Here is a 24,894-nt window from a genome sequence, read left to right as displayed (position 1 = left end):
CGCGGGACACGTGGGTGTGGGGCGGCGGTCTGATGACCGCCGCCCCACGGGCGCCTCAGAGTCTAACCCTGAGTCGTCGCAGGCTGGGAACTACTCCGCAGCCTTGGTGATCTGGTAGTACAGCGGAACCGAGTTCCAGCCGAACTCCACGTTGTCCACGGTGTCGTTCCACGCGCCGTTGACGTTCGAGTACCACAGCGGAACCGCGGGGAGGTCCTTGAACAGGATCTCCTGGACCTGCTGGAACTTCTCGTTCGCGGCGTCGATGTCGGTCTCGGCACGACCCTCCTTGAGGAGCGCGTCGACCTCGGGGTTCGAGTAGTCACCGTCGTTCGAACCGGCACCCGTGCCGTACAGCGGCCCGAGGAAGTTGAACAGCGCCGGGTAGTCGGCCTGCCAACCGCTGCGGAACGCGGTCTGGATGGTGCGGTTGGTGATCTCGGTGCGCGCCTCGGCGAAGGTCGGGTACGGGTTGCCCGACGCGTCGATGCCGAGGTTGTTCTTCAGCTGGTTCGACACGGCGTCGACCCAGCCCTGGTGGCCACCGTCGGCGTTGTAGGCGATCTGGAAGGCGCCGCTCCACGGGGAGATGGCGTCGGCCTGTGCCCACAGCTCCTTCGCCTTCTCCGGGTTGAACTCGAGCACCTCAGAGCCGGGCACGTCCTCCGAGTAGCCGTCGATGACGGGCGAGGTGAAGTCGTGCGCCGGGGTGCGGGTGCCCTCGAAGATCACGTCGGTGATCTCCTCGCGGTTGATCGCCATCGAGATGGCGGCGCGACGGAGCTGGCCTTCCTCGCCCGCGAAGTGCGGCAGGCGCGCGGGGATGGTGAAGGACTGGAAGATCGCGGCGGCCTGGTTGACCGAGCGGTCCGGGAACTCGTCGGCGTAGCTGCTGAGCGCCGCCTCCGGGATCTGGTCGACGACATCGACGTTGCCGCCCTGCAGGTCGGCGTACGAGGCGTCCTGCGAGGCGTAGAAGATGATGTCGAGCCCGCCGTTCTGCGCCTTGCGCGGACCGTCGTAGTCGGGGTTCGTGACGAGGCTGATGTCCTCGTTGTGCTTCCAGGCACCCTCGCCGTCGAGCATGTACGGGCCGTTGCCGATCGGGTTCTCACCGAAGGCCTCGAGGTCGTCCCACGCCGACTCGGGGAGCGGGTAGAACGCCGAGTAGCCGAGGCTGAGCGGGAAGTCCGACTCGGGCTGCACGAGCGCGACCGTGAAGGTCAGGTCGTCGACGACCTTGAGGCCCGAGAGCTCGGGGCGGTTCTCGTCGAGCGAGAAGCCCTCGATGTCACCGAAGAAGTAGCTGGAGAGCTGCGCGTTGTCGAGCGCGGCACCGTAGTTCCACGCCTTCACGAACGACTCGGCGTTCACCGGGTCGCCGTTCGTGAACTTCAGGTCCGGCTTGATCTTGATGGTGTAGTTCTGCGCGTCGTCGGACTCGATGGACTCCGCGACATCGTTGTGCACGGCGCCCTTGGCGTCGTAGTACACGAGGCCCGCGAAGATCGCGTCGAGGATCTTTCCGCCGCCGACCTCGTTGGTGTTGGTCGGGATCAGCGGGTTCTGGGGCTCGGAGCCGTTGGTCGTGATGATGGCCGACGTGTCGCCGGCAGCACCGCTCGACGACGGCGAGCCGCTCGTGCAACCGGTGAGCGTGAGCGCCCCGGCTGCAGCAAGAGCAATGGCGGCAACGCCGATTCTCTTGATCTTCAATGTTCCTCCTGTGAGATGTGCGCATGCAGGCAGGGCTTCTGGCCGCGCCCGAGCGCTGGTATGTCGAGGCTAAGGAGTCCTCCCACACGAAGCAAACTCCACGGCCAAACCGTTACCGACGCGAAACCTGACGACTCGTGCGACGCCACTTTCCGACGCGAAAGCGCAGGAATCTTGCGCCCAGTGACGCCATGCGAAGATGATCGCATGTCAGCCGCCCGTCGTATGCGAGTCGAGCTCGCGATCGTGCTCGGTCTCTCGCTCGGCGCATCGGCCGTCTACTCGATCGTCTCGATCGTCGCGCGGGTCACCGACACGACCCCGCTCGCCGAGCAGTCGGCGGCGATCAATCAGTCCCGATCGAGCCGCGAGTGGCTCGACTTCACCTATCAGTTCCTCGACGTGTTCTTCGGACTGTTCGTCGTCGCGCTCGCCCTCTACCTGCTCTGGCGCCCGGGACGCAGCCCGTTCCGCCGGATCGGCTTCGACCTCACCCGCCCCGGCCACGACGTCGTCTCCGGGCTCGCGCTCGTCGCGGCGATCGGCATCCCGGGGCTCGCGCTCTACGCCGCCGGCCGCGCGCTGGGCATCACCGTGGCGGTGGTGCCGGCCCCGCTCGACACCCACTGGTGGACGGTGCCGATCCTCGTGCTCGCGGCGATGAAGGCGGCGCTCACCGAGGAGATCATCGTCGTCGGCTACCTCTTCACCCGGCTGCGGGAGCTCGGCGTCGGCCCCTGGGCGACGATCGTCTCGAGCGCGCTGCTGCGGGGCAGCTACCACCTCTATCAGGGCTTCGGCCCGTTCGCGGGCAACGTCGCGATGGGCATCGTCTTCGGCTGGTGCTATGTGCGCTGGGGACGCACGATGCCGCTCGTGATCGCGCACTGGGTGCTCGACATGGCGGCCTTCATCGGGTACCCGCTGGCGCTCGCGTGGTGGCCGGGACTGTTCGCGGCGCCGGGCGCCTGACGCCGGGCACGTGCGTCGCCGTCGCGAGGGCGACCACGGTCGCCGGCATCGGCGGCAGCTGCTCCTCCGCGACCTCGACCCGCGGGTCGGTGTCCGAGCCGCGCACCCGGGCCCCGTCGATCCAGCTCCTCCGGCTCGGCGTGCACACCGCGCCGACGCATTCGTCGCCGTAGCCGCCGCGCAGCTCCAGGACCGCCTGCGCACGCCGCATGGCGTTCGCGGCCACGGGATCGCGGCGCTCGAGGAGGCCGGCGCGGGTGTCCAGCCCGAAGCGATCGCTCGTCGCGACCGCGAGGCCCACGACGAAGAGGATGAATCCGGCCCCGAGCAGGGCGTCCATGGGGAGCATCCGACACCTCCACGTGTGAATGATCCTCAGTTTAGACCTGTGGGGCTCCGAGCGGCAGGGCGGATGGCCCGGACACGTCGTGCCCGGCCATCCGCCCGCCGTTCAGCTCGGAATCAGGCGAACGCCTCCACCGGCGGGCACGCGCAGACCAGGTTGCGGTCGCCGAACGCCTGGTCGATCCGGCGCACCGGGGCCCAGTACTTGCTGCGCACGAGCGAGCGCACGGGGTACACCGCCTGCTCACGGGAGTACGGGTGCGCCCACTCCCCCGCGATGACGGATTCGGCCGTGTGCGGCGCGTTCCGCAGCGGGTTGTCGTCGGCGGGCCACTCCCCACGGCCGACCGCGTCGGCCTCGGCCTTGATGCTCACCATGGCCTCGACGAAACGCTCGAGCTCGGCCAGGTCCTCCGACTCCGTCGGCTCGACCATGAGCGTGCCCGCGACCGGGAACGACATCGTCGGCGCGTGGAAGCCGTAGTCGATGAGCCGCTTCGCGACGTCGTCGACCGTGACCCCGGTCTCCGCCGTGAGCGGCCGCAGGTCGAGGATGCACTCGTGCGCGACGAGCCCGTGCTCCCCCGTGTACAGCACCGGGAAGTGCTCGCGCAGGCGCGCCGCCACGTAGTTCGCGCCGAGCACCGCGGCCGCCGTCGCGTCCTGCAGGCCCTGGGCACCCATCATGCGCACGTACGCCCAGGAGATCGGCAGGATCGACGGGCTGCCGTACGGCGCGGCCGAGACCGGTCCGCCGCCGTGCACGAACCCACCGGCGTGATCGGGACGCTGCGCCAGCGGATGCCCCGGCAGGTAGGGCGCGAGGTGCGCCTTCGCCGCGACCGGTCCCACGCCGGGGCCGCCGCCGCCGTGCGGGATGCAGAACGTCTTGTGCAGGTTCAGGTGCGAGACGTCGCCGCCGAAGTCGCCGAACCGCGCGTAGCCGAGCAGCGCGTTGAGGTTCGCGCCGTCGACGTAGACCTGGCCGCCGGCGTCGTGCACCGCCTGGGTGATCTCCTTCACCTCGTGCTCGTACACGCCGTGCGTCGAGGGATAGGTGATCATCAGCGCCGCGATGGATGCCGCGTGCTCGGTGATCTTCGCGCGCAGGTCGTCGAGGTCGACGTTGCCGAGCTCGTCGGTCGCCACGACGACGACGCGCATGCCCGCGAGCACTGCCGAGGCCGCGTTCGTGCCGTGCGCGCTCGAAGGGATGAGGCAGAGGTCGCGCTCGTGCTCGCCGTTCGCGTCGTGGTAGCCGCGGATCGCGAGCAGGCCCGCGAGCTCGCCCTGGCTGCCCGCGTTGGGCTGCAACGAGACCGTGTCGTAGCCGGTGACCTCGGCGAGCCAGCTCTCGAGCTGCTCGATGAGCCCGAGGCTGCCGACGACGTCGGCCTCCGGCGCGAACGGGTGCAGGTTCGCGAAGGCCGGCCAGGTGACCGCCTGCATCTCGGTCGCCGCGTTCAGCTTCATGGTGCACGAGCCGAGCGGGATCATGCCGCGGTCGAGCGCGTAGTCGCGGTCGGCGAGCGTCTTCAGGTAGCGCATCATCTGCGTCTCGGACTGGTGCGTGTTGAACACCGGGTGCGTGAGGTACGCGCTCGAGCGGGCGAGGCCGGACGGCAGGCTCGCCGGGAGCGTGCGCAGGTCCACCGGCACGGTGGTCTCCTCCGGCAGGCCGAAGGCGCGGGCCGCGAGGGCGAGCTCCGCCTCGGTGGTCGTCTCGTCGACCGCGACATGCACCGTCGCCTCGTCGACCTCCCAGAGGTGCACCCCGAGCTCGCGGGCGCGCGCCACGACGTTCTTCGCGAGGCCGGGCACGTGCACCTCGATCGCGTCGAAGTACGTCTCGCTGACGAGCGTGAGCCCGTAGCCGGTGAGCACCCCGGCGAGCGCGGCGGCCTTCTGCGCGGTGGTCACCGCGATGTGGCGGATGCCGGCGGGGCCGTGGTAGACCGCGTACATCGACGCCATCACGGCGAGCAGCACCTGGGCGGTGCAGATGTTCGACGTCGCCTTCTCGCGGCGGATGTGCTGCTCGCGGGCCTGCAGGCTGAGCCGGTAGGCGGGCGCGCCCGAGGCATCCACCGAGACGCCGACGAGTCGGCCCGGCATCTGCCGCTCGAGGCCCTTGCGGACGGCCATGTAACCGGCGTGCGGTCCGCCGAAGCCCATCGGCACGCCGAATCGCTGCGTGGTGCCGACGGCGACGTCGGCGCCGAGCTCGCCGGGGCTCGTGAGCACGGCGAGGGCGAGCAGATCGGCGGCGACCACCGCGAGCCCGCCCTGCGCCTTCGAGGCGGCGAGCACGGCCGTCGGGTCCCAGGCGCGTCCGGAGGCACCGGGATACTGCACGAACACGCCGAAGTGCTCGCCGAGCTGCTCCCTGAGCCGGTCGAAGGGTGCCTCGTGCGGCCCGCTCGCTTCGACGAGCTCGGCGAGCGGCACCTCGACGAGCTCGATGCCGAGGACGGCCGAGCGGGAGGCGAGCAGCGCCTTCGTCTGCGGCAGCGCGTCGGCGTCGACGACGAAGCGGTTCGACGGCGACTTCGAGGCGCGCCGGGCGAGGAGCATCGCCTCGACCACCGCCGTGCCCTCGTCGAGCATGGAGGCGTTGGCGATGTCGAGCCCGGTGAGGTCCTCGACCATCGTCTGGAAGTTGATGAGCGCCTCGAGCCGGCCCTGGCTGATCTCCGGCTGGTACGGCGTGTACGCGGTGTACCAGCTGGGGTTCTCGAGCACGTTCCGCTGGATCACGGCCGGCGTGATCGTCCCCGAGTAGCCGAGGCCGATCATCGAGGTGCGCACGGTGTTCTGCGCCGCGAGCGCCGCCAGCTCGGCGAGTGCCTCGCGCTCCGTCGCCGCGGCCGGGATCGCGGAGTTCAGCACCTCGCCCATGCGGATCGAGGCGGGCACGGCGGCCGACATCAGCGCGTCGAGCGAGTCGTAGCCGAGCTCGGCGAGCATGCGCTGCTGGTCGTCGGCGGTGGTGCCGATGTGGCGGCGCCCGAAGGCGTCGAGGTCGAACGTCGAGGTGGTGCTCATCGGGCGCTGGGGTCCTTACTCGCCGACGAAGGCGCGGTACTCGGCGTGGGTCATGAGGGTCGGCAGCTCGGGCGCCTTCACCTTGATGAGCCACCCCTCGCCGAACGGGTCGCTGTTCACGAGCTCGGGCGAGTCGATGACGGCCTGGTTCGCCTCCACGACCTCGCCGTCGATGGGTGCGAAGAGCTCGCCGACCGACTTCGTCGACTCGATCTCGCCGACGACGGTGCCGGCGGTCACGGCGGTGCCCGCGGCCGGGAGGTCGACGTACACCACGTCGCCGAGCTTCTCCGCGGCGTAGTCGGTGATGCCGATGACGGCGGTGTCGCCCTCGACCTTCACCCACTCGTGCTCTTCGGTGTACTGCAGTGCGGTGACGTCGGTCATGTGGATGCTCCTCGGTGGTGGGGTCGGTGAACGGTTCGAAGCCGGCGGGCCGCGTCAGGCGGCGCGCGTGTAGAAGGGGAGCGCGACGACGGTCGCGGGGATGCGGGTGCCGCGCACATCGACGTGCAGCACGGTGCCCGGCTCGGCGAGCTCGGGGGCGACGAACGCCATCGCGATCGGGTGGCCGAGCGTCGGCGAGAGCGCGCCGCTCGTGATCTCGCCGATGCGGCGGGCGTCGGCCGACGCTCCGTCGTACACCTCGTAGCCGGCGCGGGGGGCGCGGCGCCCCTCGGCGGTGAGCCCGACGAGCACGGGCGCCCCGTCGGCGGGGCCGCGCTCGATCGCCGCGCGGCCGACGAAGTCACCCTCCTTGGCGAGGGAGACGACCCGGCCGAGCCCGGCCTGCACCGGCAGGATGCCGCGGCCGAGCTCGTGCCCGTAGAGCGGCATGCCCGCCTCGAGGCGGAGGGTGTCGCGGCTCGCGAGCCCGCAGGGGACGACGCGCGGACCGCCGGTCTCGGCGAGCGCCGCCCAGAGCTTCGGCGCCTGCTCCGGCGCAAGGTAGAGCTCGAAGCCGTCCTCACCGGTGTAGCCGGTGCGGGCCACGAGCACGGGCTCGCCCTCGAAGGTCGCCGGGAACGAGCGGTAGTACTTCAGCTCGGCGATCGCGAGATCGAAGTCCTCCTGGTCGTTGCCCGGCCCCTCGACGCCGAATCCCGGCGTCTCGAGCAGCACGGCGCGTGCGTCGGGGCCCTGCAGGGCGACGAGGGCGATGTCGTCGCTCTCGTCGGAGACGAAGGTCTCGAAGCCGGAGGCGCGCGCGACGAGCTCAGCGGCGACGACCTCGCGGTTCGACGCGTTCGCGACGACGAGGAAGCGGTCCTCCCCCGTGCGGTAGACGACCAGGTCGTCGATGATGCCGCCGTCCTCGGCGAGCAGCAGCGAGTACTTCGCCTGTCCGACCGCGATCGCCGAGAGCTTTCCGGCGAGCGCGGAGTCGAGGGCTGCCGCGGAGTCCGGGCCGATGAGCGAGATCTCCGCCATGTGGGAGAGGTCGAAGAGTCCCGCGTGCTCACGTACCGCGCGGTGCTCGGCGAGATCGCTCGAGTAGCGCACGGGCATCTGCCAGCCGGCGAAGTCCGTGAACGAGGCGCCCGCGGCACGGTGCACGGCATCGAGCGGGCTGCGGCGCTCTTCGGGGGTGGTTCCGGAATCGGACACGAGTTCTCCTCGATCGTCGAGACGCGCGGCGGATGCCGCGTGAGAACTCCCCCTCTGTCATGAGCCTGAGAGTTTCGCGCGGGATGTGCGCTTTCACCGTGGGCGGCCCGAACGGGCACTTTTCAGAGCGGCCTCGTCATCGCGGTGTCGTGTACCTGAGAGATTGGCGGGGAGGCTTGCTCCTTCGGTGCCCCCGACGTTCACTGCCGGTGGCTCTCCCGCGACGCGTCGATGGCCCGGTATGCGGTTGTGTGCCCGATCCTACCCCACCCGTCGCCCCGCTGTGCGGCGACCACGCGCCCGACGCCGAAGGGATTCGCCTTCGAGTCAATGCGACTGTAAGCTGCAGATCAATCCAGCTTCGAGTCATTCTGACTCGAAGCCCGTGGTCGGAGGAGCGGCCGCCGACCGGAGCGAAGGGAGAGCCAGATGCCGACGACCCCGCCGAGCACGGTGCGCCTCGCCGTCTCCACAGTGATCTTCGCCCTCCGCGCCGATCGCGCAGGCGGCCCTCCCGCACTCTGGACGCCGCTCGTCCGCCGCACCCGCGAACCGCAACTCGGCCACTGGGCGCTGCCGGGCGGCTGGCTCCCGCCGAACGAGGAGCTCGAGACCGCCGCGGCCCGCACGTTGCGATCGACGACCGGGCTCGCACCCAGCTACCTCGAGCAGCTCTACACCTTCGGCGGCGTCGACCGCTCCCCCGGCGAACGCGTCGTCTCCGTCGTGTACTGGGCGCTGCTGCCGAACGACGAGGCCGCGCGAGCCACGATCGGGCCGAACGTGCGCTGGGTCCCCGCCGACACCCTGCCCGAGCTCGCGTTCGACCACGCCGACATCATCGCCTACGCCCTCTGGCGGCTGCGCACGAAAGTCGAGTACTCGGAGATCGCGCACGCCCTGCTCGGCCGCACCTTCACCCTCGCCGAACTGCGCGAGGTCTACGAGGCCGTGCTCCGCCGCCAGCTCGACCCGGCGAACTTCCGCCGCACCATGCTCGCCTCGGGCGGACTGCAGGAAACCGGCGAGCACCGCGCCGGCACCCCGCACCGCCCGCCGAAGCTGTACCGCTACGCCCCGGCCGCCACGGCGCCGGGCGCGCGGGAACCGTTCCGCCCCACCGAGAGGACCGCGTCATGAGCCCCACCTCCCTCGATGTCCGCCGCGCGGCATCCGTCGATCGCAGCATCCGCCTCATCGCGAGCGGTGCGAGCGGCGGCGAGAGCTGCGCGCCGGAGCTCGCCGACGGCCCCTGGACCTTCGATGCCGGCCCCGCCACCTACGGCCCCGGCGCGTCGATGGGCGACGTCATCCCCACGGGCTCGCCCCGCCAAGGGGCGCTGCCCGAGGCGTACCGGCTCGCGAGCGACGAAGAGCTGCACGAGCGCATCCGCCGCGCGAAGCAGACGCTCGGCGAGCGCGTCGTCGTCCTCGGCCACTTCTACCAGCGCGACGAGGTGGTGCAGCACGCGGACTTCGTCGGCGACTCGTTCCAGCTCGCGAACGCCGCGCTGACCCGGCCGGACGCCGAGGCGATCGTCTTCTGCGGCGTGCACTTCATGGCCGAGACCGCCGACCTCCTCTCCCGGCCCGAGCAGGCCGTCATCCTGCCGAACCTCGCCGCCGGCTGCTCGATGGCCGACATGGCCGACGAGGCGAGCGTCGAGGCGTGCTGGGAGCAGCTCGCCACCGTCTACGGCGAGCTCGACGTGCCCGACGCCGACGGGCTCCTTCCCGTCGTGCCGGTGACCTACATGAACTCCTCTGCGGCGCTCAAGGGATTCGTCGGACGGCACGGCGGCATCGTCTGCACTTCCTCCAACGCCCGCACCGTGCTCGAGCAGGCGTTCGAGCGCGGCCGGCGCGTGCTCTTCTTCCCCGACCAGCACCTCGGCCGCAACACCGCCAAGGCGATGGGAGTGCCGCTCGAGGCGATGCCGATGTGGAACCCGCGTCAGCCGCTCGGCGGCAACGACGCGGCGGCGCTCGGTGATGCCCGGGTCATCCTCTGGCACGGCTTCTGCTCGGTGCACCGCCGCTTCACCGTCGAGCAGATCGAGCAGGCGCGCCGCGAGCACCCGGGCGTGCAGGTCGTCGTGCACCCGGAGTCCCCGATGCCCGTCGTCGACGCGGCCGACGCGGCCGGCTCGACCGACTTCATCGTGAAGGCCATCCAGGCCGCGCCCGCCGGCACCACCTTCGCCATCGGCACCGAGATCAACCTCGTGCAGCGACTCGCGGCCGAGCACCCCGAGCACACCATCTTCTGCCTCGACCCGGTGGTCTGCCCGTGCTCGACGATGTACCGCATCCATCCCGGGTACCTCGCCTGGGTGCTCGAGGAGCTCGTCGAGGGGCGCGTGGTCAACCGCATCCAGGTGCCCGACTCCGTCGCCGCCGACGCCAAGGTCGCCCTCGAGCGGATGCTGCGGGCGCTGCCGAGCGGAGCGCCCGTGAGCGGGGCGCCGCTCTCGAGCCGGAGCTGACCGTGCCGAGCGCCCCGAGCGTGCTCGTCGTCGGCGGCGGCATCGCCGGCCTCTGGACGGCGGTGCGCGCCGCCGAGGCCGGCTGCGCCGTCGAACTGGTCACGAAGACCGAGCTCGCCGAGGGCAGCACCCGCTACGCGCAGGGCGGGATCGCCGCCGCCCTGTTCCCCGACGACTCCGCCGAGCGACACTACGCCGACACGATCGCCGCGGGCGCCGGGCTCGCCGACCCCGGGGTGGTGCGCGTCCTCTGCGAGGAGGGGCCCGCCCGGGTGCGCGACCTCATCCGCTTCGGCGTCGGCTTCGATCGCGACGACTCCGGGCTGGAGCGCGGGCTCGAGGCGGCGCACTCCCGAGCGCGCGTCGTGCACGCCGGCGGAGACGCCACCGGAGCGGCGATCGAGGCCGCGCTCGTCGCGACCGTCCGCCGGCGCGCCGTCGCGGTGCACGAGCGCACCATGCTGCTCGAACTCCTCGTGGAGGGCGGCGCCGTCGTCGGCGCCGTGCTGCTCGACGCCGACGGGGCGATCGTCGAGCGCCGGGCCGATCGGGTGGTGCTCGCCACCGGTGGGGCGGGGCAGCTCTACCGGCACACGACGAATCCCGCCGTCGCGACGGGCGACGGGGTGGCCGCCGCCGCCCGCGCGGGCGCAGCGGTCGCCGACCTCGAGTTCGTGCAGTTCCATCCCACCGCGCTCGCCGTGCCCGGGACCCCGCTCATCTCCGAGGCCGTGCGCGGCGAGGGCGCGGTGCTGCGGGATGCCTCGGGGCGACGGTTCCTCGCTGATCTGCACCCGCTCGCCGAGCTCGCCCCGCGCGACGTCGTCGCGCGCGCCGTGTGGCACGCCATGGCCGAGCAGGGCGGCGAGCCCGTGCTGCTCGACGCCACGGCACTCGGCCGCGACGCGCTCGCCCGGCGGTTCCCCGGGCTCGACCGCGCCGTCCGCGCCGCCGGGTTCGACTGGTCGCGCGAGCCGATCCCGGTGACACCCGCCGCGCACTACGCGATGGGCGGGATCGTCGTCGACCTCGACGCGCGAACCGGCCTGCCGAACCTCTTCGCCGTCGGCGAGTGCGCCCGCACCGGCGTGCACGGGGCGAACCGGCTCGCCTCGAACTCGCTGCTCGAGGCTGCGGTGTTCGCCGAGCGCGCCGCGCGCGCCCTCGTCGCTGCCCCCGCCACCCCCGCCATCCCCGCCTCAGTCTCCGAGTTGCCCGACTTTCATGAAAGTCGGGCAAGTCGAGACTCCACCCCTGAGTTGCCCGACTTTCATGAAAGTCGGGCAAGTCGAGACCTCACCCCTGAGTTGCCCGACTTTCATGAAAGTCGGGCAAGTCGAGAGGCGGGGCGAGCGATGGACCGGGAGGCGCTGCGCGCGCTCATGTGGGACGCCGCCGGGCTCGAGCGCTCGGGCCCCGGACTGGAAGCTGCGGCATCCGCCCTCGACGCCTGGCGCGCACCGGAGGTCCGCGACCGACGCACCGCCGAGGACCGCAACCTGCTCGAGCTCGCCCGCCGCACCGTGGCTGCGGCGCTCACCCGGACGACGAGCGTCGGCGCGCATTTCCGCACCGACGATCCGAGCGCAGCACCCGTCGACAACCCGACCGCGCCGTTCGAGGAGGCCGCCTGATGACCACCGACCGAGAGCTCGACCGCCTCGTCGCCGCCGCGCTCGACGAGGATGCCCCCTGGGGCGACCTCACCTCGGAGACCCTCATCCCCGCGGACGCCACCGCCGACGCGGCCCTCGTCGCCCGGGAAGCGGGCGTGCTCAGCGGCTCGGATGCGTTCCGCACCGCCTTCCGGCTCGTCGATGCCGCGATCGTGGTCGAGTTCCAGGTGGACGACGGCGAGCGCTTCGAGGCCGGGCAGGTGCTCGCAACGGTGCGCGGTCCCGCGCGCGGGGTGCTCACCGCCGAACGGGTCGGTCTCAACCTGGTGCAACGGATGAGCGGCATCGCCACGCTCACCGCCGAGTACGTCGCCGCCGTCGCCGGCACCGGCGCGCGCATCGTCGACACGAGGAAGACCACCCCCGGCCTCCGCAGCCTCGAGCGGCGCGCGGTGCGCGACGGCGGCGGGCGGAACCACCGTCGTTCGCTGTCCGACGCCGTGATGGCGAAGGACAACCACCTCGCGGTGCTCACCGCCGGCGGGGTCGACCTGGCGACGGCGCTGCGCGCCGCTCGGGACCGGCTCGGCCACACCGTGCATCTCGAAGTCGAAGTGGACCGGCTCGACCAGCTCGACGCCGTGATCGACGGCGGGGCCGACACGATCATGCTCGACAACTTCTCGCTGGCGGATCTCGCGACCGGCGTCGAGCGGATCGCCGGGCGCGCGATCGTCGAGGCCTCCGGCGGCGTGAACCTCGGCACCGTCGCCGCGATCGCCGCGACCGGGGTCGACGTCGTCTCGGTCGGCGCCCTCACCCACTCGGTGCGGTCCCTCGATCTCGGCCTCGATCTCGACGTGCGTGCGGACGGCGCCCGGTGATCTACCTCGACCACGCCGCGACCGGCCCCGTCCGCCGCGAGGCGCTCGAGGCGATGTGGCCATACCTCACGGGCGCATTCGGCAACCCCTCGAGCAGCCATGGGCTCGGCGAGCAGGCGGCGACCGCGCTGGAGTGGGCGCGCGAGCGGGTCGCTGCGGTCACGGGCGCACGGCCCGGCGAGGTCGTGTTCACGAGCGGTGGCACCGAGGCCGACAACCTCGCGGTGAAGGGCCCCGCGCTTGCGGTGCCGCGCGGGCGGCACCTCGTCGTCTCCGCGATCGAGCACGAGGCGGTGCTGGAGTCGGCGCGGTTCCTGGAGCGCGTGCACGGCTTCGCGCTCGACGTCGTACCGGTGGATGCCTCGGGCCTCGTGCACCCCGACGCGCTCGCCGCGGTGCTGCGCCCGGACACGACGCTCGTGTCGATCCAGCTCGCGAACAACGAGGTCGGCACCGTGCAACCGCTGGCCGAACTCGCCGCCCTCGCCCGCGATCGCGGCGCCGTGGTGCACAGCGACGCCGTGCAGGCCGCCGGCCGGCTGCCGCTCGAGCTCGACGTCCTCGGGGTGGACGCCCTGAGCCTCGCCGGGCACAAGGTGGGAGCCCCGAAGGGCATCGGGGCGCTCGTCGTGCGCGGCCGGGTGGCGCTCGAGCCGGTGCTGCACGGCGGCGGGCAGGAGCGCGGCCGACGCTCAGGCACCGAGAACGTGGCCGGCGCCGTGGCCTTCGCGACGGCGCTCGAGCTCGCCGAACGGGAGCGGGAGACGGCCGCGGCCCGGGTGGACGAGCTCGGTCGGACCCTGGTGGCCCGAGTGGTCGCCGGCATCCCCGACGCCCGCCTCACCGGCCATCCGGTCCGGCGGCTCGCGTCGACGGCGTCGTTCCTCTTCCCGGGGGCGAGCGGCGAGGCGGTGCTGCTCGAGCTCGAGCGCGACGGCGTGCTCTCCTCGAGCGGTTCGGCATGCGCCGTCGGCCGCAGCGACGCCTCGCACGTGCTCACCGCCATGGGCGTCCCGGCCGAGCTCGCGGGGACCGCGGTGCGCTTCACCCTCGGCACGACCACCACGCCGGAGGAGATCGAGGCGACCGTGGCCGCGGCGACCCGGGCGGTCGCAGCGGTGCGTGGCCTCGGCTCCGGCAGCTGATCCCGTGCGCGTGTCGGTGGCCCGCGCTATCTTGGAACCATGAGCGATGCAACTCCCACCCCTTCCGATGACGAGCGCGAGCGCCGCATCGAAGACGAGCTCGCTCCCGAAGAGCAGCTGCTGAAGGGCTGGCTCCCCGAGCCGAGCCCGACCGACGGGCCCGCGCCCGCGCCGTAACTCGCCGCGATTCCTCGCGTTTCGTATTCGTTCCTATCGATCTGCGGATCTGGGAATAGCGCCTGAACCTGGGCGGGTTGCACTCTCCACCGACGCACCACTCTCAGGCGCTCGTCCGCGCCGCCCTTCTCGATGGGAACCTCCTTGACCGAACGCGCCGTTTCCGACCTCGACTCCGTTCAGCCCGCCCCGTCCGCCGGCCGGACGGACACCGCTTCGACCGCCGCCGCCGCCGACGCGGCCCTCGCCGACTCGCCCGCAGCCGCCGCGGCGGACGCGGCCATCCGCGCCGGCCAGCCCGAGCACGGCGCCCGCGACACCAAGGTCATCTGGCTGTTGCTCGGCGCCACCTTCGTCGTCTTCCTCAACGAGACGATCATGGGCGTCGCCATCCCGCACCTCGTCGACGACCTGCACATCTCGCTGTCGGCCGCGCAGTGGCTGACCACCGCGTTCATGCTCACGATGGCGGTCGTCATCCCGATCACGGGCTTCCTGCTGCAGCGGTTCCCGACCCGGGCGATGTTCATCACGGCCATGTCGCTGTTCTCGGCGGGCACGCTGATCGCCGCGACGGCGCCCGGCTTCGAGGTGCTCCTCGGCGGCCGCATCGTGCAGGCCACCGGCACGGCGATCATGATGCCGCTGCTCATGACGACCCTCATGACGGTCGTCGCCCCGAGCGACCGCGGCCGCTTCATGGGCCGCGTGTCGATCGTGATGTCGGTCGCGCCCGCCATCGGGCCGACCATCTCCGGCCTCGTGCTGAACTTCCTCTCGTGGCGATTCATGTTCTGGTTCGTGCTGCCGATCGCCCTGGTCATGCTCGTGATCGGCTTCCGCAAGGTCGAGAACGTCAGCGAGACCCGCGTGCTCCCCCTCGACGTGTTCTCCGTGGTGCTGTCGGCCTTCGGCTTCGGCGGCATCGTCTACGGCCTGAGCATCCTCGGCGGGGTCGTCACCGGCAAGGCGCCCGGCGACACCGTGCCGCTGTGGGTCGCGCTCGGCGTCGGCGTCATCGCCCTCGGATCGTTCATCTGGCGTCAGCTGCTGCTGCAGCGTCGCGACCGCGCGCTCCTCGACCTGCGCACCTTCCACTCGCGCAACTTCGCGGTGTCGATCGCGCTCATGGTCGTCATGATGGCGGCGCTGTTCGGCACGATCATCCTGCTGCCGATCTACCTGCAGAACGTGCTGCACCTGGAGCCGCTCGCCACCGGGCTGCTGCTCCTGCCCGGCGGGCTCGTGATGGGCCTGCTCGGGCCGACCGTCGGCCGCCTGTACGACCGGGTGGGCCCGGCGCCGCTGCTCGTGCCGGGCAGCATCGTCGTGAGCGGCGTGCTCTGGTCACTCACCATGGTCAGCGAGCAGACGCCGTGGTGGATGATGCTCGTCGCGCACATCGTGCTCTCCGCAGCGCTGGCGTTCATGTTCACGCCGCTGTTCACCTCGGCGCTCGGCTCGATCGAACCGCGGTTCTACTCGCACGGCTCGGCGATCGTCGGCACCGTGCAGCAGGTGGCGGGCGCCGCGGGCACCGCGCTGTTCATCACGGTCATGACGGCGCAGTCGGCGGCGGTCGCCGCGACGGGGGCCACGCTCGAGACCTCTGAGGCGGCCGGCATCCGCGCCGCGTTCCTCGTCGGCGCGATCATCTCGATCGCTGCGGTCGTGGGCACGTTCTTCGTGCGCAAGCCCGCCGACATGGGCGAGGGTGCACCGATCGGGCACTGAGCCTCGGCGAGAATCGACGGCCTCGGCACCTCTGGTGCCGAGGCCGTCGCCGTGTCCGGGCGCCCGCCGGGCCGTGGCGCCGCCGGGCCGCGGCGCCGCCGGGCCGCTCAGCCGCAGTCCGGGCGGCACGCACGCTGCGAGAGGGCGTCCACGAGCACGATGCCGAGGTCTTCCGGCCTCGTCGCCGAGTACGCCGCCCCGCCGGTGACGTCGGCGATGCGCTGCATCGCCTCGAGGTCGGTGTCCGGTCCGAAACCGACCATGATCACCGGCACCGGGCGCTCGGGATCCTGACGCTCGGCGAGCTGGGAGAGCAGCTGATCGAGCTCGAGCCCGTTCTCGTCCTCGTTCCGGCCGTCCGTGATGAGCAGCACCGAGTTCATCTTCTGCGGGTCGTAGCCCTCGCGCACGCGATCGACCGCGGCCAGCGTCGTGTCGTACAGGCCGGTCGCGCCGCCGAGCCGGTCCGGCAGCGAGGCCACCACGCCCATCACCTGCGCCGTGTGCCCCTCGTCCGCGAGTGGGGCGATCGGGGCGAGCTCCTCCCAGTCGCGCTCGCCGTCGCGGGCCGTCGAGAAGATCCAGACGCCGAGCTGGACTTCCCCCGAGAACTGGGCGAGGGCTCCCCCGGCGGCCCGCTGGAACAAGTCGATCCGTCGCATGCCGTCGCCCGCAGGATCCGCCATGGATCCCGAGACGTCGATGACCGCCAGCATGCGCGAGCGGAGCGTCATGACCCCCCACTGGCGCAGCAGCTCGAGCTGCCCCGCGCCGAGCGAGTCGGCGGCGAGCGCGGTCTCGAGCACGGTGTCGGGGAACGGCAGCTCCGCACTGACGCCGGAGGTCGTGATCGTGCCGGAGCCGTCCGGGCGGCGCAATCCCGCGTGCAGCAGCGGACCGGCCTCGGCGCGGAGGGCGGTCTCGAAGTCCGCGATGCCGGTGGCGGTGTCGGCGTGCGCGGCCGCGATGGCATCGGCTGAGCCGGAGCCGGCCGCCGCCGGCACGCGCACGAACGGGTAGTCGAGGACGACGGTGCCGTCGGCCGGATAGCTCGCGACGAGGAGTTGCGCGGGGCGGTCGCGATTGTGGCGGGCGACCTCGGACTCGCTCATCACCACGACCGAACCGGCCGCCGCCGAGGAGATCGCCGCGTCCGCCGAGGCGGGGATGACCCGGCCGAGCGCGAGCATCGCCGCGGCGAGCTGCCGTGGTTCTTCTGGAGCGGAGACCGACTGCACCGCGGAGAGAGCGGCGAGGCTCGCCGCACTGGCCTCCGGGTCGGGCAGGAGTGCGGTGAGCGTCCGGTCCCGGACTGCCGCCCAGCTCGGCTCCACCGGGAGCGCGTCCACCGCGGCGCTCGGGGTCGCGAGCACCACCGGCGAGACGGCGACGGAGCCCTGGGAGTCGAGCACCGGCGCCTGCCGGCCGAACGCCTGGGCGAGCGCGCCGAGCCTCGCGACCCAGACGCTCGAGTCCGGGATCCACGCATCGCCCGTGAAACTGCCCGCGGCCAGCGCCGCGGCCGAGTCCGCCGAGTCCTGTGAGACGACCTCGGCGGCGAGGCATGCGTCGGCGTCGGCGTCGAGCCGTTCGGCGGTCTCGCGCACGGCGTCGGCGATGGACGGATCCGCGACGACGACGATCGCCCGCGGGGTGGCGCAGCCCTCGGCCGCGGCCGGTGCCGCGGGTGGCGCGATCACGCCGCCGGCCCAGAGCGCGCCGCCGGTGGCGACCAGCACCACCGCGATGCCGCCGGCGATCAGGGCGCGCCGACGACGAGGCGTGCCGGCGCCGCGGCGCTCGGCTCGTCTCGCGTCACGGCGCGATCGGGTTCCCGGTTCGGGCACCGGGTCGCTGTGTCGTCCCACTTGCACTCCAGGTGAGCGTCGGCCGCTTTGCCGCCGCCCCTCGAACGGGCTCCCCCGTTCGAGGGGGAAGAGAACGAGAACAGCATAGGGGATCGTGCGAGGATGGCACGACGGAGAACGTCATGGAACCGTTCCGCGATCGAGCCCACGCCGGGCGTCTGCTCGGCGAAGCCCTGCAGCGCCGGCGAGCGAACTGGCCGGAGCCGCTCGTCGTCGTGGGGATTCCCCGCGGCGGTGTGCCCGTCGCCGCCCAGGTCGCAGCCCGCCTCGGGGCGCCGCTGGAGGCGGTCGTCGTGCGGAAGCTCGGCGTCCCGGATCAGCCCGAGCTCGCGATGGGCGCGCTCGGCCAGGCCGGCTCCGGCGCGGCGGCGCATGCGGTGCTGGTGTGGAACGACGAGGTGATCGAATCAGCGCACGTCGACGACGCGCAGCTCGCCGCGATCGTCGCCCGCGAGTCCGCGGAGGTCGAGCGGCGCGCAGCGCGGTGGCGCACGGATGCCTCGGCCGGCACGATCCGCGGTGCCACCGTCGTGCTCGTCGACGACGGGATCGCGACCGGCGCCACCGTGGCGGCGGCGGGGCGTGTGCTCCGGGCGCTCGGCCCCGCTCGGCTGGTGCTCGCCGCCCCGGTTGCGTCCCCGCAGGCGCTCGCCGAGCTCGACGGCTTCGACGAGACGGTCGTCTTGTCCGCCCCGGCCGCGCTCGGCGCCGTCGGGGCCTGGTACCTCGACTTCGCTCAGACGCCGGACGCCGACGTCGACGAGCTGCTGCGCCGGACGCCCGGCGCGCCTCGCGGCTGAGCGGTCGCGCTCAACGCAGCCGGGCGCGCACCGCCGTCGCCTCGAGGGTCTCGTCGGCGAGCACCTCGCTCGAGAACCCGGCGCGCGCGAACAGCGCCGCAGAGTGCTCCGCCTGCCGTTCGGCGCACTCGATGACGAGGGCGCCGCCCGGTCGGAGCCACCGCCGGGCCCCGGCCACGATCCGGCGGTGCAGGGCGAGCCCGTCGGGGCCGCCGTCGAGCGCGACCCGGTGCTCGTGCTCGCGCGCCTCGGGCGGCAGATGCGCGATCTCGGCGGTCGGCACGTAGGGGGCATTCACCGCGATGACGTCGAAGCCGCCGAGGAATCCGATGGGCACGGCGTCGAAGAGGTCGCCCTGGCGCACCACCCCACCCGCCGGCTCGAGGTTGCGACGCGCGGCGGCGATCGCGGCCGGGTCGAGATCGACCGCGACGAGCTCGACGCCCGGCAGCTCCCGTTGCAACAGGGCGCCGATCGCGCCGGCGCCGCAGCAGAGGTCGAGCACCGTGGCCGGCGCGGCGGCGGAGCGCGCCAACCGCTCGGCCTCGCGGGCGACGAGCAGGGTGCGTGCGCGGGGCACGAAGACGCCGGGCTCGAGCTGCAGCCGGATGCCGTCGAAGTCCGCCCACCCGAGGAGCTGCTCGAGCGGCTCCCCCGCCTCGCGCCGCACGACGAGCCGCTCGAGCTCGGCGGCGCCACCACCCGAGGGGCCGGCCGCGTCGAGGAGGCCGGCCGCGTCGAGGAGCAGCGCCGCCTCCTCCTCGGCGTACACGCAGCCGGCGGCACGGAGTCTCGCGGCGAGCACATCGCGCTCCGGGGGTGCGGGCCTGGTCGTCACGCGACCATCTTCCTCCCCCCGCGGCTCTCCACCCCCGGAGTTGCCCGACTTTCATGAAAGTTGGGCAACTCGGGGTGGGGAGCCGCGGGCGCTGGCGGATCGGCTCCGCCGCTGTCAGGCTGGGCTCATCATGCGCGTCCTCGAACTCCCCGCCCGCACGGCGCCCCGGGTGGCCGTGCTCGTCGAGGGCGACAGCGATGCGGTCGTCGTCGAACGCCTGGCGGCCTCGCGAGGCATCCACTTCGACGGCTCGGCGGGCGGGCCCGAGCTCGTCTCGATGCAGGGCGTCACGAACATCCGCCGAGTGATCACGGCATTCCGGGCGAGCCATCCATCGACGGTGCTGCTCGGCCTCGCCGACGCCCCGGAGGAGCGCTTCGTGGCGGCCGCCGTCGCCGGCGACGAGGTGCTCCCCGACCGGGAGGAGCTCGCCGCACGCGGCTTCTTCGTCTGCGTGCGAGATCTCGAGGACGAGCTCATCCGCGCCCTCGGCACGGCGTCCGTCGAGGACGCGGTCCGAGAGATCGGCGACGCCGGCCGGTTCGAGACGTTCCAACGGCAGCCGGAGTGGCGAGGGCGGCCGCGGGCGGATCAGCTGCACCGGTTCGCCGGGAGCGGCTCCGGACGCAAACGCGCGCTCGCCGCCCGCCTCGCCGAGCGCCTGGACGCCTCCACGACGCCTCCGCCGCTCCGGCGACTGCTCGATCGGCTGGAGCTCGAGCTCGGTTGACTCAGCGCGCTCGCCACTCCTCGGCGAGCATCGCGTACGTGTAGCCGTCGATCCAGCCGAGCTCGGCGTGCCAGGAGTCGCGCACACCGTGCTGCTCACGGCGCATCCCGAGCTTCTCCATCACGCGCCAGGAGCCGACGTTGTCGGCGAAACAGCCCGCGGTCACCCGGTGCACGCCGAGCTCCTCGAAGGCGAGGCCCAGCAGCGCGCGGGCGAGGTCCGTCGCGAGACCGGCTCCGGCCCGCGCCGGGTCGATCAGGTACCCGATTCCGGCCTCGGCCCCGCGCCACGGGCCGTCGGGCACGTGGCTCTGTCCCATCGCATCGCTCAGCCAGAGGGAGCCGGTGCCGACGACCTCGCCGTCGAGGAGGGCGACGGCGGAGTGGTCCTTCGGATCGGCGATGCCGTCGAGCCAGGCGGATCGGAATGCCGCCGGTTCGACCGTGGTGGTGAGGAGCCAGCGGGTCACCTCGGGGCGATTGCGCCAGTCGAGCACTCGGTCGAGCAGCGCGGGGGTGGGCAGGTGGAGTTCGAGTCGTCCGGCGGGTCGGGGCCAGGTCACGTTCGCGGTCGTCATCGTCTCCCAGTCTGGCAGCGACGGGCGCAGGACGCCGCTGCACCTCGGCCGCGCGTTACTTGACGAGGCGGGAGAGCACCCGGTCGGCGAGCACCTTGCCCCCGGTCTGGCAGCCGGGACAGTACTGGAAGGTCGAGTCGGCGAAGATGACCTGGCGGATGGTCGAGCCGCACACGGGACAGCTCTGACCGGTGCGCCCGTGCACGCGCAGCGCGCGGCGTTTGGCGTCTTTCAGCTCGGCCGGGGGCTTGCCGGATGCCTCGGCCACCGCCTCGGCGAGCGTCGCACGCATCGCGGTGTAGAGGTGCTCGACCTGCTCAGGCGTGAGCTTTGCGGCGAGCGCGTACGGCGACATGCGGGCGGCATGCAAGATCTCGTCGGAGTACGCGTTGCCGATGCCGGCGAAGACGGACTGGTCGCGGAGCAGCCCCTTGATCTGAGTGCGCCGCCCGTCGAGCACCGCCGCGAAGTCGGCCAGCGTGAAGTCGTCGGCGGTCGGATCGGGCCCGAGCCGGGCGATGCCGGGCACCTCGGCCGGGTCGCGGACGACGGACACCGCGAGCGACTTCTTCGTGCCGGCCTCGGTGAGGTCGAAGCCGGAGCCGTCGTCGAGCCGCACCCGCAGCGCGAGTGGCGACTTGCCCGGCTTCACCGGGGTCGCCGGCAGCTCGTCGTACCACCGCAGCCAGCCCGCGCGCGCGAGGTGGAAGACGAGGTGCACGCCGCCGGCATCGAGGTCGATGAACTTGCCGTGCCGGGCGACGCGCTCGATGGTTCGCCCATCGAGGGCCGGGAGCGGCGGATCGAACGTCTTCAGCGCCGAGATGGCCGCGACCCGCAGCGAGGCGAAGGCGTGCCCGACGACGCGTTCGTCGAGGAACGCGGTCAGGGCCTGCACTTCGGGGAGCTCCGGCATGCCTCGATGCTGCCACCAGCGGCCGACATCCGGAAGCGCAGCAACCGAGCGAGCGGATGCCTCGGCGGAATGTCGGTGGCTCCTGAGACACTCTCATCATGAACGAGGTCGAGCTCCGGCAGACCCGCGAACTGCGGGCCGGCGACGTGCTCGTGAACACCACGAGCCGCCAGTACGAGGTCACCCGCGTCCGACGAATCGGCCGCGGCATCCGCGTCGAGTACACGACCGCCGACGGCGCGGCCGGCCGCTTCACGGCCGCACCCGAAGCGGCCGTCCGCGTGCTCGTCGCCCCCATGTCGCACGCGGCCTGAACCGCAGGCCGGCCGCCCCGCACGGCCGCCCGGGCCGCACGCCCGGCGCGGCCGAGTTCAGCGCTGCCAGACGTACGGCGTGGTCGTCGACACCGTGACGAAGCCGGAACGTTCGAGGATCGGTCGGGAGAACTCCGTCGAGTCGCTGTGGATGAGCGTCTTGCCCCGGGCGAGCGCCGAGCGTGCTCGCGCCGAGGTGAGGGCGCGGTAGATGCCGCGTCCGCGCCACTCCGCACGGGTCGCCCCGCCCCAGATGCCCGCGAATCGGGTGCCGGGCACGGGCTCGATCCGGCCCGCGCTGACGATCCGACCGTCGACCTCGGCCACCCATTCCTCGACCCCGTCGCCGCTCGCGAGCTTCTGCAGCAGTTCGTCGGCCCGGATCTCGGACACCGGCGATCCGAACACCTCGTCCTGCATGGCGCTCGCGGCACGCACCTCGCGCTCGTCGACCACGCGACGCACCACCACCCCGGGCGGCAGCTCGACGTCGGCCACGAGCCCCCGAGCCTCGCCGATCATGATCGACTCCGGCTCCTCCGGGACGAACCCCGCGGCGAGCAGCGCCTCGTTGAGCCCGGGCGCGACGTCGTGGCCGCGCGTCTTCCACTCGGCCTCGACGATGCGCTCGTCAGCGGTGAAACGCTGCGCGACTTCGGCGACGAGCTCGGCGACGCGCTCGGCGGTCGATTCGCCGAGGTCGCGGTAGCTCACGAAGCCCCGACCGCCGGAGAACCGGGCGACGAAGAGCGGCCCGAGCCGCTCGACGGACTCGGCCCCGCGCACCTCCGCCTCGGTTCGGAGCTCGTCATCGTAGGCCAGGAGCAGGGCCGCGCGTTCGTCCATCCGGCCATCCTCCGCGGTGCCGGGCCGCTCGTGCAAGCCGGCGGCGGGCGCCTAGCGTGCCCCGGGTTCCGGCAGCAGCACGCCGTCGGTCTGACAACTCGGGCAGTACTGGCCGACCGTGCTCGCGAAGGCGAAGTCGCGGACGGTGCCGCCGCATTCGGGACAGGGCTCGCCCGTGCGGCCGTGCACACGCATCGCGGCGACCTTCGCCGCTTTGAGCTCACCGATCGGGATGCCCCGGCGCGCCGCAACGGCCTCGGTGATCTCGCCCACCGTCGCCGCGAACAGGCCGTCGAGCTCCTCGCCCGACAGCGTCGAGACCTGTGCGACGGGCGAGCGACGCGCCCGGAAGAGGATCTCGTCGGAGTACGCGTTGCCGATGCCCGCGATCGACTCCTGCTCCTGGAGCACGGCCTTCGTCTGCTTGCGCCGCCCGGCGAACGCGCGGTCGAAGTCGCCGCGCGAGTACGCGGGGTCGGCCGGGTCGGGCCCGAGCTTGGCGATCGCCGAGACCGCCGAGACCTCGTCGACCACGGAGACGCCGAGCGACACCCAGCCGCCGGCGTCGGTGAGCTCGAGCTCCGGGCCCTGCTCGAAACGGATCGTGATCAGCACGGGCGGCGCGTCGCTCGGGGCATCCGAGCCGCCCCATCTCGCCCAGCCGTGGCGACCGAACGAGACGACGAGATGCCGACCGTCGTCGAAGCCGAGCGCGAAGTGCTTGCCGTACCGGGCGACGCTCGCGACCCGCGCGCCGACGAGCTCGACGGGCGGCCGTGCCCGGGTCTTCACGACCCGGAACTCGAGCACGTCGATCTCGTGCACGGCCCGACCCACGACGCGCTCGCCGAGCTCCTCGACGAGCGCCTGCACCTCTGGCGACTCCGGCATGGGGCCACCCTCTCACGTCCCGCCGACGGCGTCACGCGAGCGGGCGGCCCGCCCGGTTCACTCCGTCCCGAAGTCGAGCGACTCCTCGGCGACCGCGATCACCGACCAGGTGCCGCCGTCCGAGTCGGTGAACTCGTAGGCCGGGACGATCAGCACGCTGCCGTCCGCCTGCCACTGGCTCGCGAGCCCGAGCCGGGCCTCGACGATGTGCACCTCGGTCACCGGCCACGACACCGCGGCACCCTCCCCCGGAGTCGCCGGGGGCGCGGTCGGCGGGACCCACGTCTCGCCGCCCACGGTGTCGTCCCGGAGCGCGATGACGCCTCCGGAGCGCTGTGCTCCGAAGCGCGGGTCGGACAGCCGCCCGAACGCCTCGTCCGCACTCACGATCGGATACTCGCCGAGCCCGATGATCGGGGCGAGCGCACCGGAGACCGAGACCGTGCCCGCTTCGGCCACCTCGATCGACCAGGACTGGTCGATCCGCTGCCCGTCGACGAGCGGCCAGGCCTGCGCGGTACGGGTGACCGCACCCTCCCAGGTCTCCGAACCGTACGCGAAAGCGTCGGCATCGCGTCCCGTCGCCGTCAGTACGGCGCGGAGCGCGTCGATCGCGGCCTGCTCGCTCGGCGGAGTGCCGGTCGGGGTGCAGTCGCCGCCGTCCTCCGGGCAGGTCCACGGCGAGATCGCGGGATCCGAATACCAGAAGGTCAGCGCGCCGTCGAGATTCACCCACACGGACGGCGCGGAGCCGTCCTGCGGCCCGACGGTCCAGTTGCCGTCCTTCAGCACCGGGTCACCGGCGACCCCGAGGGCGGCGGCGAGCGCACCGACGGTCTCGGCGTTCGCGGCCGCGCCCGGGTCGAACGCGTACCCCTCGGCGGTCCCGCTCTCGGTCGACAGGCCGGAGGAGGTGAACTGGTTGCGCCCCCAGCCCCACGGCATCGAGTCGTAGGCGCCCGACCCGGCCATCGCCTTGTCGTTCGCGGCCTCCGGCTGGCCTTCAGTGACCTGCGCCTGCGTGCCGCCCTGCCCGCCCGAGAGGGAGATCGGCGGGGCCCCGGCGAGGCTCGAGCCGTCGCCCGCCCCACCGAGCGCCGCGACCGCGTAGCCCGCACCGCCACCGAGCACGAGCATCGACGCGGCGACCGCGGCGATGGGCAGCCAGCGCGGGCGCCGCTTCGCCCGCTCGGTGCCGAGCTCGGCGACCGGGACCGCGGCCTCGGTCGTCGCCTCGGTGATCGTCTGCTCGACGAAGCCGGCGCGCGGCTCGACGCCGGCGGCCGGGTCCGCGGCGCGCAGCCGCGCCACCGGGTCGCTCGGGTCGTTCTTCTCGTCGTCGTTCATGTCCTCGCCTCTCCTCGCGGGGCCGGAGCCGCCGTCATC

At 72.7% G+C, this 24,894-nt stretch carries 23 protein-coding genes and 1 riboswitch; of the genes, 11 read left to right on the top strand and 12 right to left on the bottom strand.

Translation table 11 applies throughout. From position 1 onward, the window contains the following. Positions 1 to 90 precede the first annotated feature (90 nt). On the bottom strand, positions 91 to 1,716 hold the full coding sequence (locus M3147_RS02730; protein ID WP_251201925.1) for a peptide ABC transporter substrate-binding protein: 1,626 nt from the start codon (positions 1,714 to 1,716) through the stop codon (positions 91 to 93). 207 nt (positions 1,717 to 1,923) lie between these two features. Between M3147_RS02730 and M3147_RS02725 the strand changes: the two genes are divergently transcribed. Then, the gene (locus M3147_RS02725; protein ID WP_251201924.1) at positions 1,924 to 2,688 is read left to right on the top strand and encodes a CPBP family glutamic-type intramembrane protease; all 765 of its coding nucleotides are present in this window, start codon (positions 1,924 to 1,926) and stop codon (positions 2,686 to 2,688) included. On the opposite strand, the gene M3147_RS02720 is transcribed toward M3147_RS02725, so the two are convergent. The 4 genes from M3147_RS02720 to gcvT all read right to left on the bottom strand — a co-directional run bounded on the left by M3147_RS02720 (position 2,627) and on the right by gcvT (position 7,686). Beyond that, positions 2,627 to 3,028 (bottom strand): hypothetical protein, encoded by a 402-nt coding sequence (locus tag M3147_RS02720; RefSeq protein ID WP_251201923.1) that lies wholly within the window; start codon positions 3,026 to 3,028, stop codon positions 2,627 to 2,629. The genes M3147_RS02725 and M3147_RS02720 overlap by 62 nt on opposite strands. A 122-nt stretch (positions 3,029 to 3,150) precedes the next feature. Next, positions 3,151 to 6,078, bottom strand: coding sequence for an aminomethyl-transferring glycine dehydrogenase (gene gcvP / locus M3147_RS02715; RefSeq protein WP_251201922.1), 2,928 nt, complete (start codon positions 6,076 to 6,078; stop codon positions 3,151 to 3,153). Between the two features lie 15 nt (positions 6,079 to 6,093). Further along, positions 6,094 to 6,465 carry a glycine cleavage system protein GcvH gene (gene gcvH, locus M3147_RS02710; RefSeq protein WP_251201921.1) on the bottom strand — a complete coding sequence of 124 codons (372 nt, stop codon included), beginning with the start codon at positions 6,463 to 6,465 and terminating at the stop codon, positions 6,094 to 6,096. A gap of 54 nt (positions 6,466 to 6,519) precedes the next feature. Beyond that, positions 6,520 to 7,686: a glycine cleavage system aminomethyltransferase GcvT gene (gcvT, locus tag M3147_RS02705; RefSeq protein ID WP_251201920.1), complete on the bottom strand. Its 1,167-nt coding sequence runs from the start codon at positions 7,684 to 7,686 to the stop codon at positions 6,520 to 6,522. 132 nt (positions 7,687 to 7,818) lie between these two features. Beyond that, positions 7,819 to 7,917, bottom strand: a riboswitch (glycine riboswitch). Positions 7,918 to 8,115: 198 nt separating this feature from the next. Between gcvT and M3147_RS02700 the strand changes: the two genes are divergently transcribed. The 7 genes from M3147_RS02700 (at position 8,116) to M3147_RS02670 (ending at position 15,728) form a co-directional block, all read left to right on the top strand. Next, entirely contained in the window at positions 8,116 to 8,826 is a 711-nt protein-coding gene (locus M3147_RS02700) for an NUDIX hydrolase (RefSeq protein WP_251201919.1), read from the top strand. Beyond that, positions 8,823 to 10,172 carry a quinolinate synthase NadA gene (nadA, locus tag M3147_RS02695; protein ID WP_251201918.1) on the top strand — a complete coding sequence of 450 codons (1,350 nt, stop codon included), beginning with the start codon at positions 8,823 to 8,825 and terminating at the stop codon, positions 10,170 to 10,172. Before M3147_RS02700 ends, nadA begins: the two co-directional genes overlap by 4 nt. 2 nt (positions 10,173 to 10,174) lie before the next feature. After that, positions 10,175 to 11,806: an L-aspartate oxidase gene (gene nadB, locus M3147_RS02690; RefSeq protein WP_251201917.1), complete on the top strand. Its 1,632-nt coding sequence runs from the start codon at positions 10,175 to 10,177 to the stop codon at positions 11,804 to 11,806. Beyond that, on the top strand, positions 11,806 to 12,672 hold the full coding sequence (gene nadC / locus M3147_RS02685) for a carboxylating nicotinate-nucleotide diphosphorylase (protein ID WP_251201916.1): 867 nt from the start codon (positions 11,806 to 11,808) through the stop codon (positions 12,670 to 12,672). The genes nadB and nadC overlap by 1 nt, the downstream gene beginning before the upstream one ends. Then, positions 12,669 to 13,817 carry a cysteine desulfurase family protein gene (locus M3147_RS02680; RefSeq protein ID WP_251201915.1) on the top strand — a complete coding sequence of 383 codons (1,149 nt, stop codon included), beginning with the start codon at positions 12,669 to 12,671 and terminating at the stop codon, positions 13,815 to 13,817. The genes nadC and M3147_RS02680 overlap by 4 nt, the downstream gene beginning before the upstream one ends. A gap of 39 nt (positions 13,818 to 13,856) precedes the next feature. Further along, entirely contained in the window at positions 13,857 to 13,994 is a 138-nt protein-coding gene (locus M3147_RS02675; protein WP_189084548.1) for a hypothetical protein, read from the top strand. A 132-nt stretch (positions 13,995 to 14,126) separates the two neighbouring features. Further along, on the top strand, positions 14,127 to 15,728 hold the full coding sequence (locus tag M3147_RS02670; protein WP_439954176.1) for a DHA2 family efflux MFS transporter permease subunit: 1,602 nt from the start codon (positions 14,127 to 14,129) through the stop codon (positions 15,726 to 15,728). A 107-nt stretch (positions 15,729 to 15,835) separates the two neighbouring features. On the opposite strand, the gene M3147_RS19470 is transcribed toward M3147_RS02670, so the two are convergent. Then, positions 15,836 to 17,596, bottom strand: coding sequence for a VWA domain-containing protein (locus tag M3147_RS19470; RefSeq protein ID WP_308201037.1), 1,761 nt, complete (start codon positions 17,594 to 17,596; stop codon positions 15,836 to 15,838). 122 nt (positions 17,597 to 17,718) lie between these two features. On the opposite strand from M3147_RS19470, the gene M3147_RS02660 reads away from it, so the two are divergent. Continuing rightward, entirely contained in the window at positions 17,719 to 18,396 is a 678-nt protein-coding gene (locus M3147_RS02660; protein ID WP_251201914.1) for a phosphoribosyltransferase, read from the top strand. Positions 18,397 to 18,406: 10 nt separating this feature from the next. On the opposite strand, the gene M3147_RS02655 is transcribed toward M3147_RS02660, so the two are convergent. Continuing rightward, entirely contained in the window at positions 18,407 to 19,234 is an 828-nt protein-coding gene (locus tag M3147_RS02655; protein ID WP_251201913.1) for a putative protein N(5)-glutamine methyltransferase, read from the bottom strand. Between the two features lie 130 nt (positions 19,235 to 19,364). Between M3147_RS02655 and M3147_RS02650 the strand changes: the two genes are divergently transcribed. Then, on the top strand, positions 19,365 to 19,964 hold the full coding sequence (locus M3147_RS02650) for a TOPRIM nucleotidyl transferase/hydrolase domain-containing protein (RefSeq protein ID WP_251201912.1): 600 nt from the start codon (positions 19,365 to 19,367) through the stop codon (positions 19,962 to 19,964). A 1-nt stretch (position 19,965) separates the two neighbouring features. Here the strand turns inward: M3147_RS02650 and M3147_RS02645 are convergent, their stop codons facing one another. Both M3147_RS02645 and M3147_RS02640 read right to left on the bottom strand, forming a co-directional pair. Next, a complete protein-coding gene (locus M3147_RS02645) occupies positions 19,966 to 20,541 on the bottom strand; it encodes a GNAT family N-acetyltransferase (protein WP_251201911.1) in 576 nt (191 codons plus the stop codon). A 55-nt stretch (positions 20,542 to 20,596) separates the two neighbouring features. Next, positions 20,597 to 21,457 (bottom strand): Fpg/Nei family DNA glycosylase, encoded by an 861-nt coding sequence (locus M3147_RS02640; protein WP_251201910.1) that lies wholly within the window; start codon positions 21,455 to 21,457, stop codon positions 20,597 to 20,599. 98 nt (positions 21,458 to 21,555) lie between these two features. Between M3147_RS02640 and M3147_RS02635 the strand changes: the two genes are divergently transcribed. Beyond that, a complete protein-coding gene (locus M3147_RS02635) occupies positions 21,556 to 21,771 on the top strand; it encodes a hypothetical protein (protein WP_251201909.1) in 216 nt (71 codons plus the stop codon). A gap of 57 nt (positions 21,772 to 21,828) precedes the next feature. Here the strand turns inward: M3147_RS02635 and M3147_RS02630 are convergent, their stop codons facing one another. The 3 genes from M3147_RS02630 to M3147_RS02620 are packed head-to-tail and all read right to left on the bottom strand — an operon-like array spanning position 21,829 to position 24,855. After that, positions 21,829 to 22,617 (bottom strand): GNAT family N-acetyltransferase, encoded by a 789-nt coding sequence (locus M3147_RS02630; RefSeq protein WP_251201908.1) that lies wholly within the window; start codon positions 22,615 to 22,617, stop codon positions 21,829 to 21,831. 51 nt (positions 22,618 to 22,668) lie between these two features. Next, complete coding sequence (locus M3147_RS02625) at positions 22,669 to 23,508, bottom strand: DNA-formamidopyrimidine glycosylase family protein (protein ID WP_251201907.1); 840 nt, start codon at positions 23,506 to 23,508, stop codon at positions 22,669 to 22,671. Between the two features lie 57 nt (positions 23,509 to 23,565). Then, positions 23,566 to 24,855: a hypothetical protein gene (locus M3147_RS02620; RefSeq protein ID WP_251201906.1), complete on the bottom strand. Its 1,290-nt coding sequence runs from the start codon at positions 24,853 to 24,855 to the stop codon at positions 23,566 to 23,568. Positions 24,856 to 24,894 lie beyond the last annotated feature (39 nt).

It is taken from the genome of Agromyces mediolanus (assembly GCF_023715325.1).
In the GTDB taxonomy this organism is placed as follows: Bacteria; Actinomycetota; Actinomycetes; order Actinomycetales; family Microbacteriaceae; genus Agromyces; species Agromyces mediolanus_A.
This window is presented reverse-complemented; position numbering and strand designations above follow the sequence as displayed.

Excerpts from the sequence above, each read along its gene's own strand:
- M3147_RS02700 (WP_251201919.1), top strand. The coding sequence starts at position 8,116 with ATGCCGACGACCCCGCCGAGCACGGTGCGCCTCGCCGTCTCCACAGTG.
- M3147_RS02645 (WP_251201911.1), bottom strand. The coding sequence starts at position 20,541 with ATGACGACCGCGAACGTGACCTGGCCCCGACCCGCCGGACGACTCGAA.
- gcvP (WP_251201922.1), bottom strand. The coding sequence starts at position 6,078 with ATGAGCACCACCTCGACGTTCGACCTCGACGCCTTCGGGCGCCGCCAC.
- M3147_RS02650 (WP_251201912.1), top strand. The coding sequence starts at position 19,365 with ATGCGCGTCCTCGAACTCCCCGCCCGCACGGCGCCCCGGGTGGCCGTG.
- nadA (WP_251201918.1), top strand. The coding sequence starts at position 8,823 with ATGAGCCCCACCTCCCTCGATGTCCGCCGCGCGGCATCCGTCGATCGC.
- M3147_RS02675 (WP_189084548.1), top strand. The coding sequence starts at position 13,857 with ATGAGCGATGCAACTCCCACCCCTTCCGATGACGAGCGCGAGCGCCGC.
- M3147_RS02630 (WP_251201908.1), bottom strand. The coding sequence starts at position 22,617 with ATGGACGAACGCGCGGCCCTGCTCCTGGCCTACGATGACGAGCTCCGA.
- M3147_RS02660 (WP_251201914.1), top strand. The coding sequence starts at position 17,719 with ATGGAACCGTTCCGCGATCGAGCCCACGCCGGGCGTCTGCTCGGCGAA.
- M3147_RS02670 (WP_439954176.1), top strand. The coding sequence starts at position 14,127 with ATGGGAACCTCCTTGACCGAACGCGCCGTTTCCGACCTCGACTCCGTT.
- nadC (WP_251201916.1), top strand. The coding sequence starts at position 11,806 with ATGACCACCGACCGAGAGCTCGACCGCCTCGTCGCCGCCGCGCTCGAC.
- M3147_RS02635 (WP_251201909.1), top strand. The coding sequence starts at position 21,556 with ATGAACGAGGTCGAGCTCCGGCAGACCCGCGAACTGCGGGCCGGCGAC.
- M3147_RS02625 (WP_251201907.1), bottom strand. The coding sequence starts at position 23,508 with ATGCCGGAGTCGCCAGAGGTGCAGGCGCTCGTCGAGGAGCTCGGCGAG.
- M3147_RS02620 (WP_251201906.1), bottom strand. The coding sequence starts at position 24,855 with ATGAACGACGACGAGAAGAACGACCCGAGCGACCCGGTGGCGCGGCTG.
- gcvH (WP_251201921.1), bottom strand. The coding sequence starts at position 6,465 with ATGACCGACGTCACCGCACTGCAGTACACCGAAGAGCACGAGTGGGTG.
- M3147_RS02725 (WP_251201924.1), top strand. The coding sequence starts at position 1,924 with ATGTCAGCCGCCCGTCGTATGCGAGTCGAGCTCGCGATCGTGCTCGGT.
- M3147_RS02720 (WP_251201923.1), bottom strand. The coding sequence starts at position 3,028 with ATGGACGCCCTGCTCGGGGCCGGATTCATCCTCTTCGTCGTGGGCCTC.
- M3147_RS02640 (WP_251201910.1), bottom strand. The coding sequence starts at position 21,457 with ATGCCGGAGCTCCCCGAAGTGCAGGCCCTGACCGCGTTCCTCGACGAA.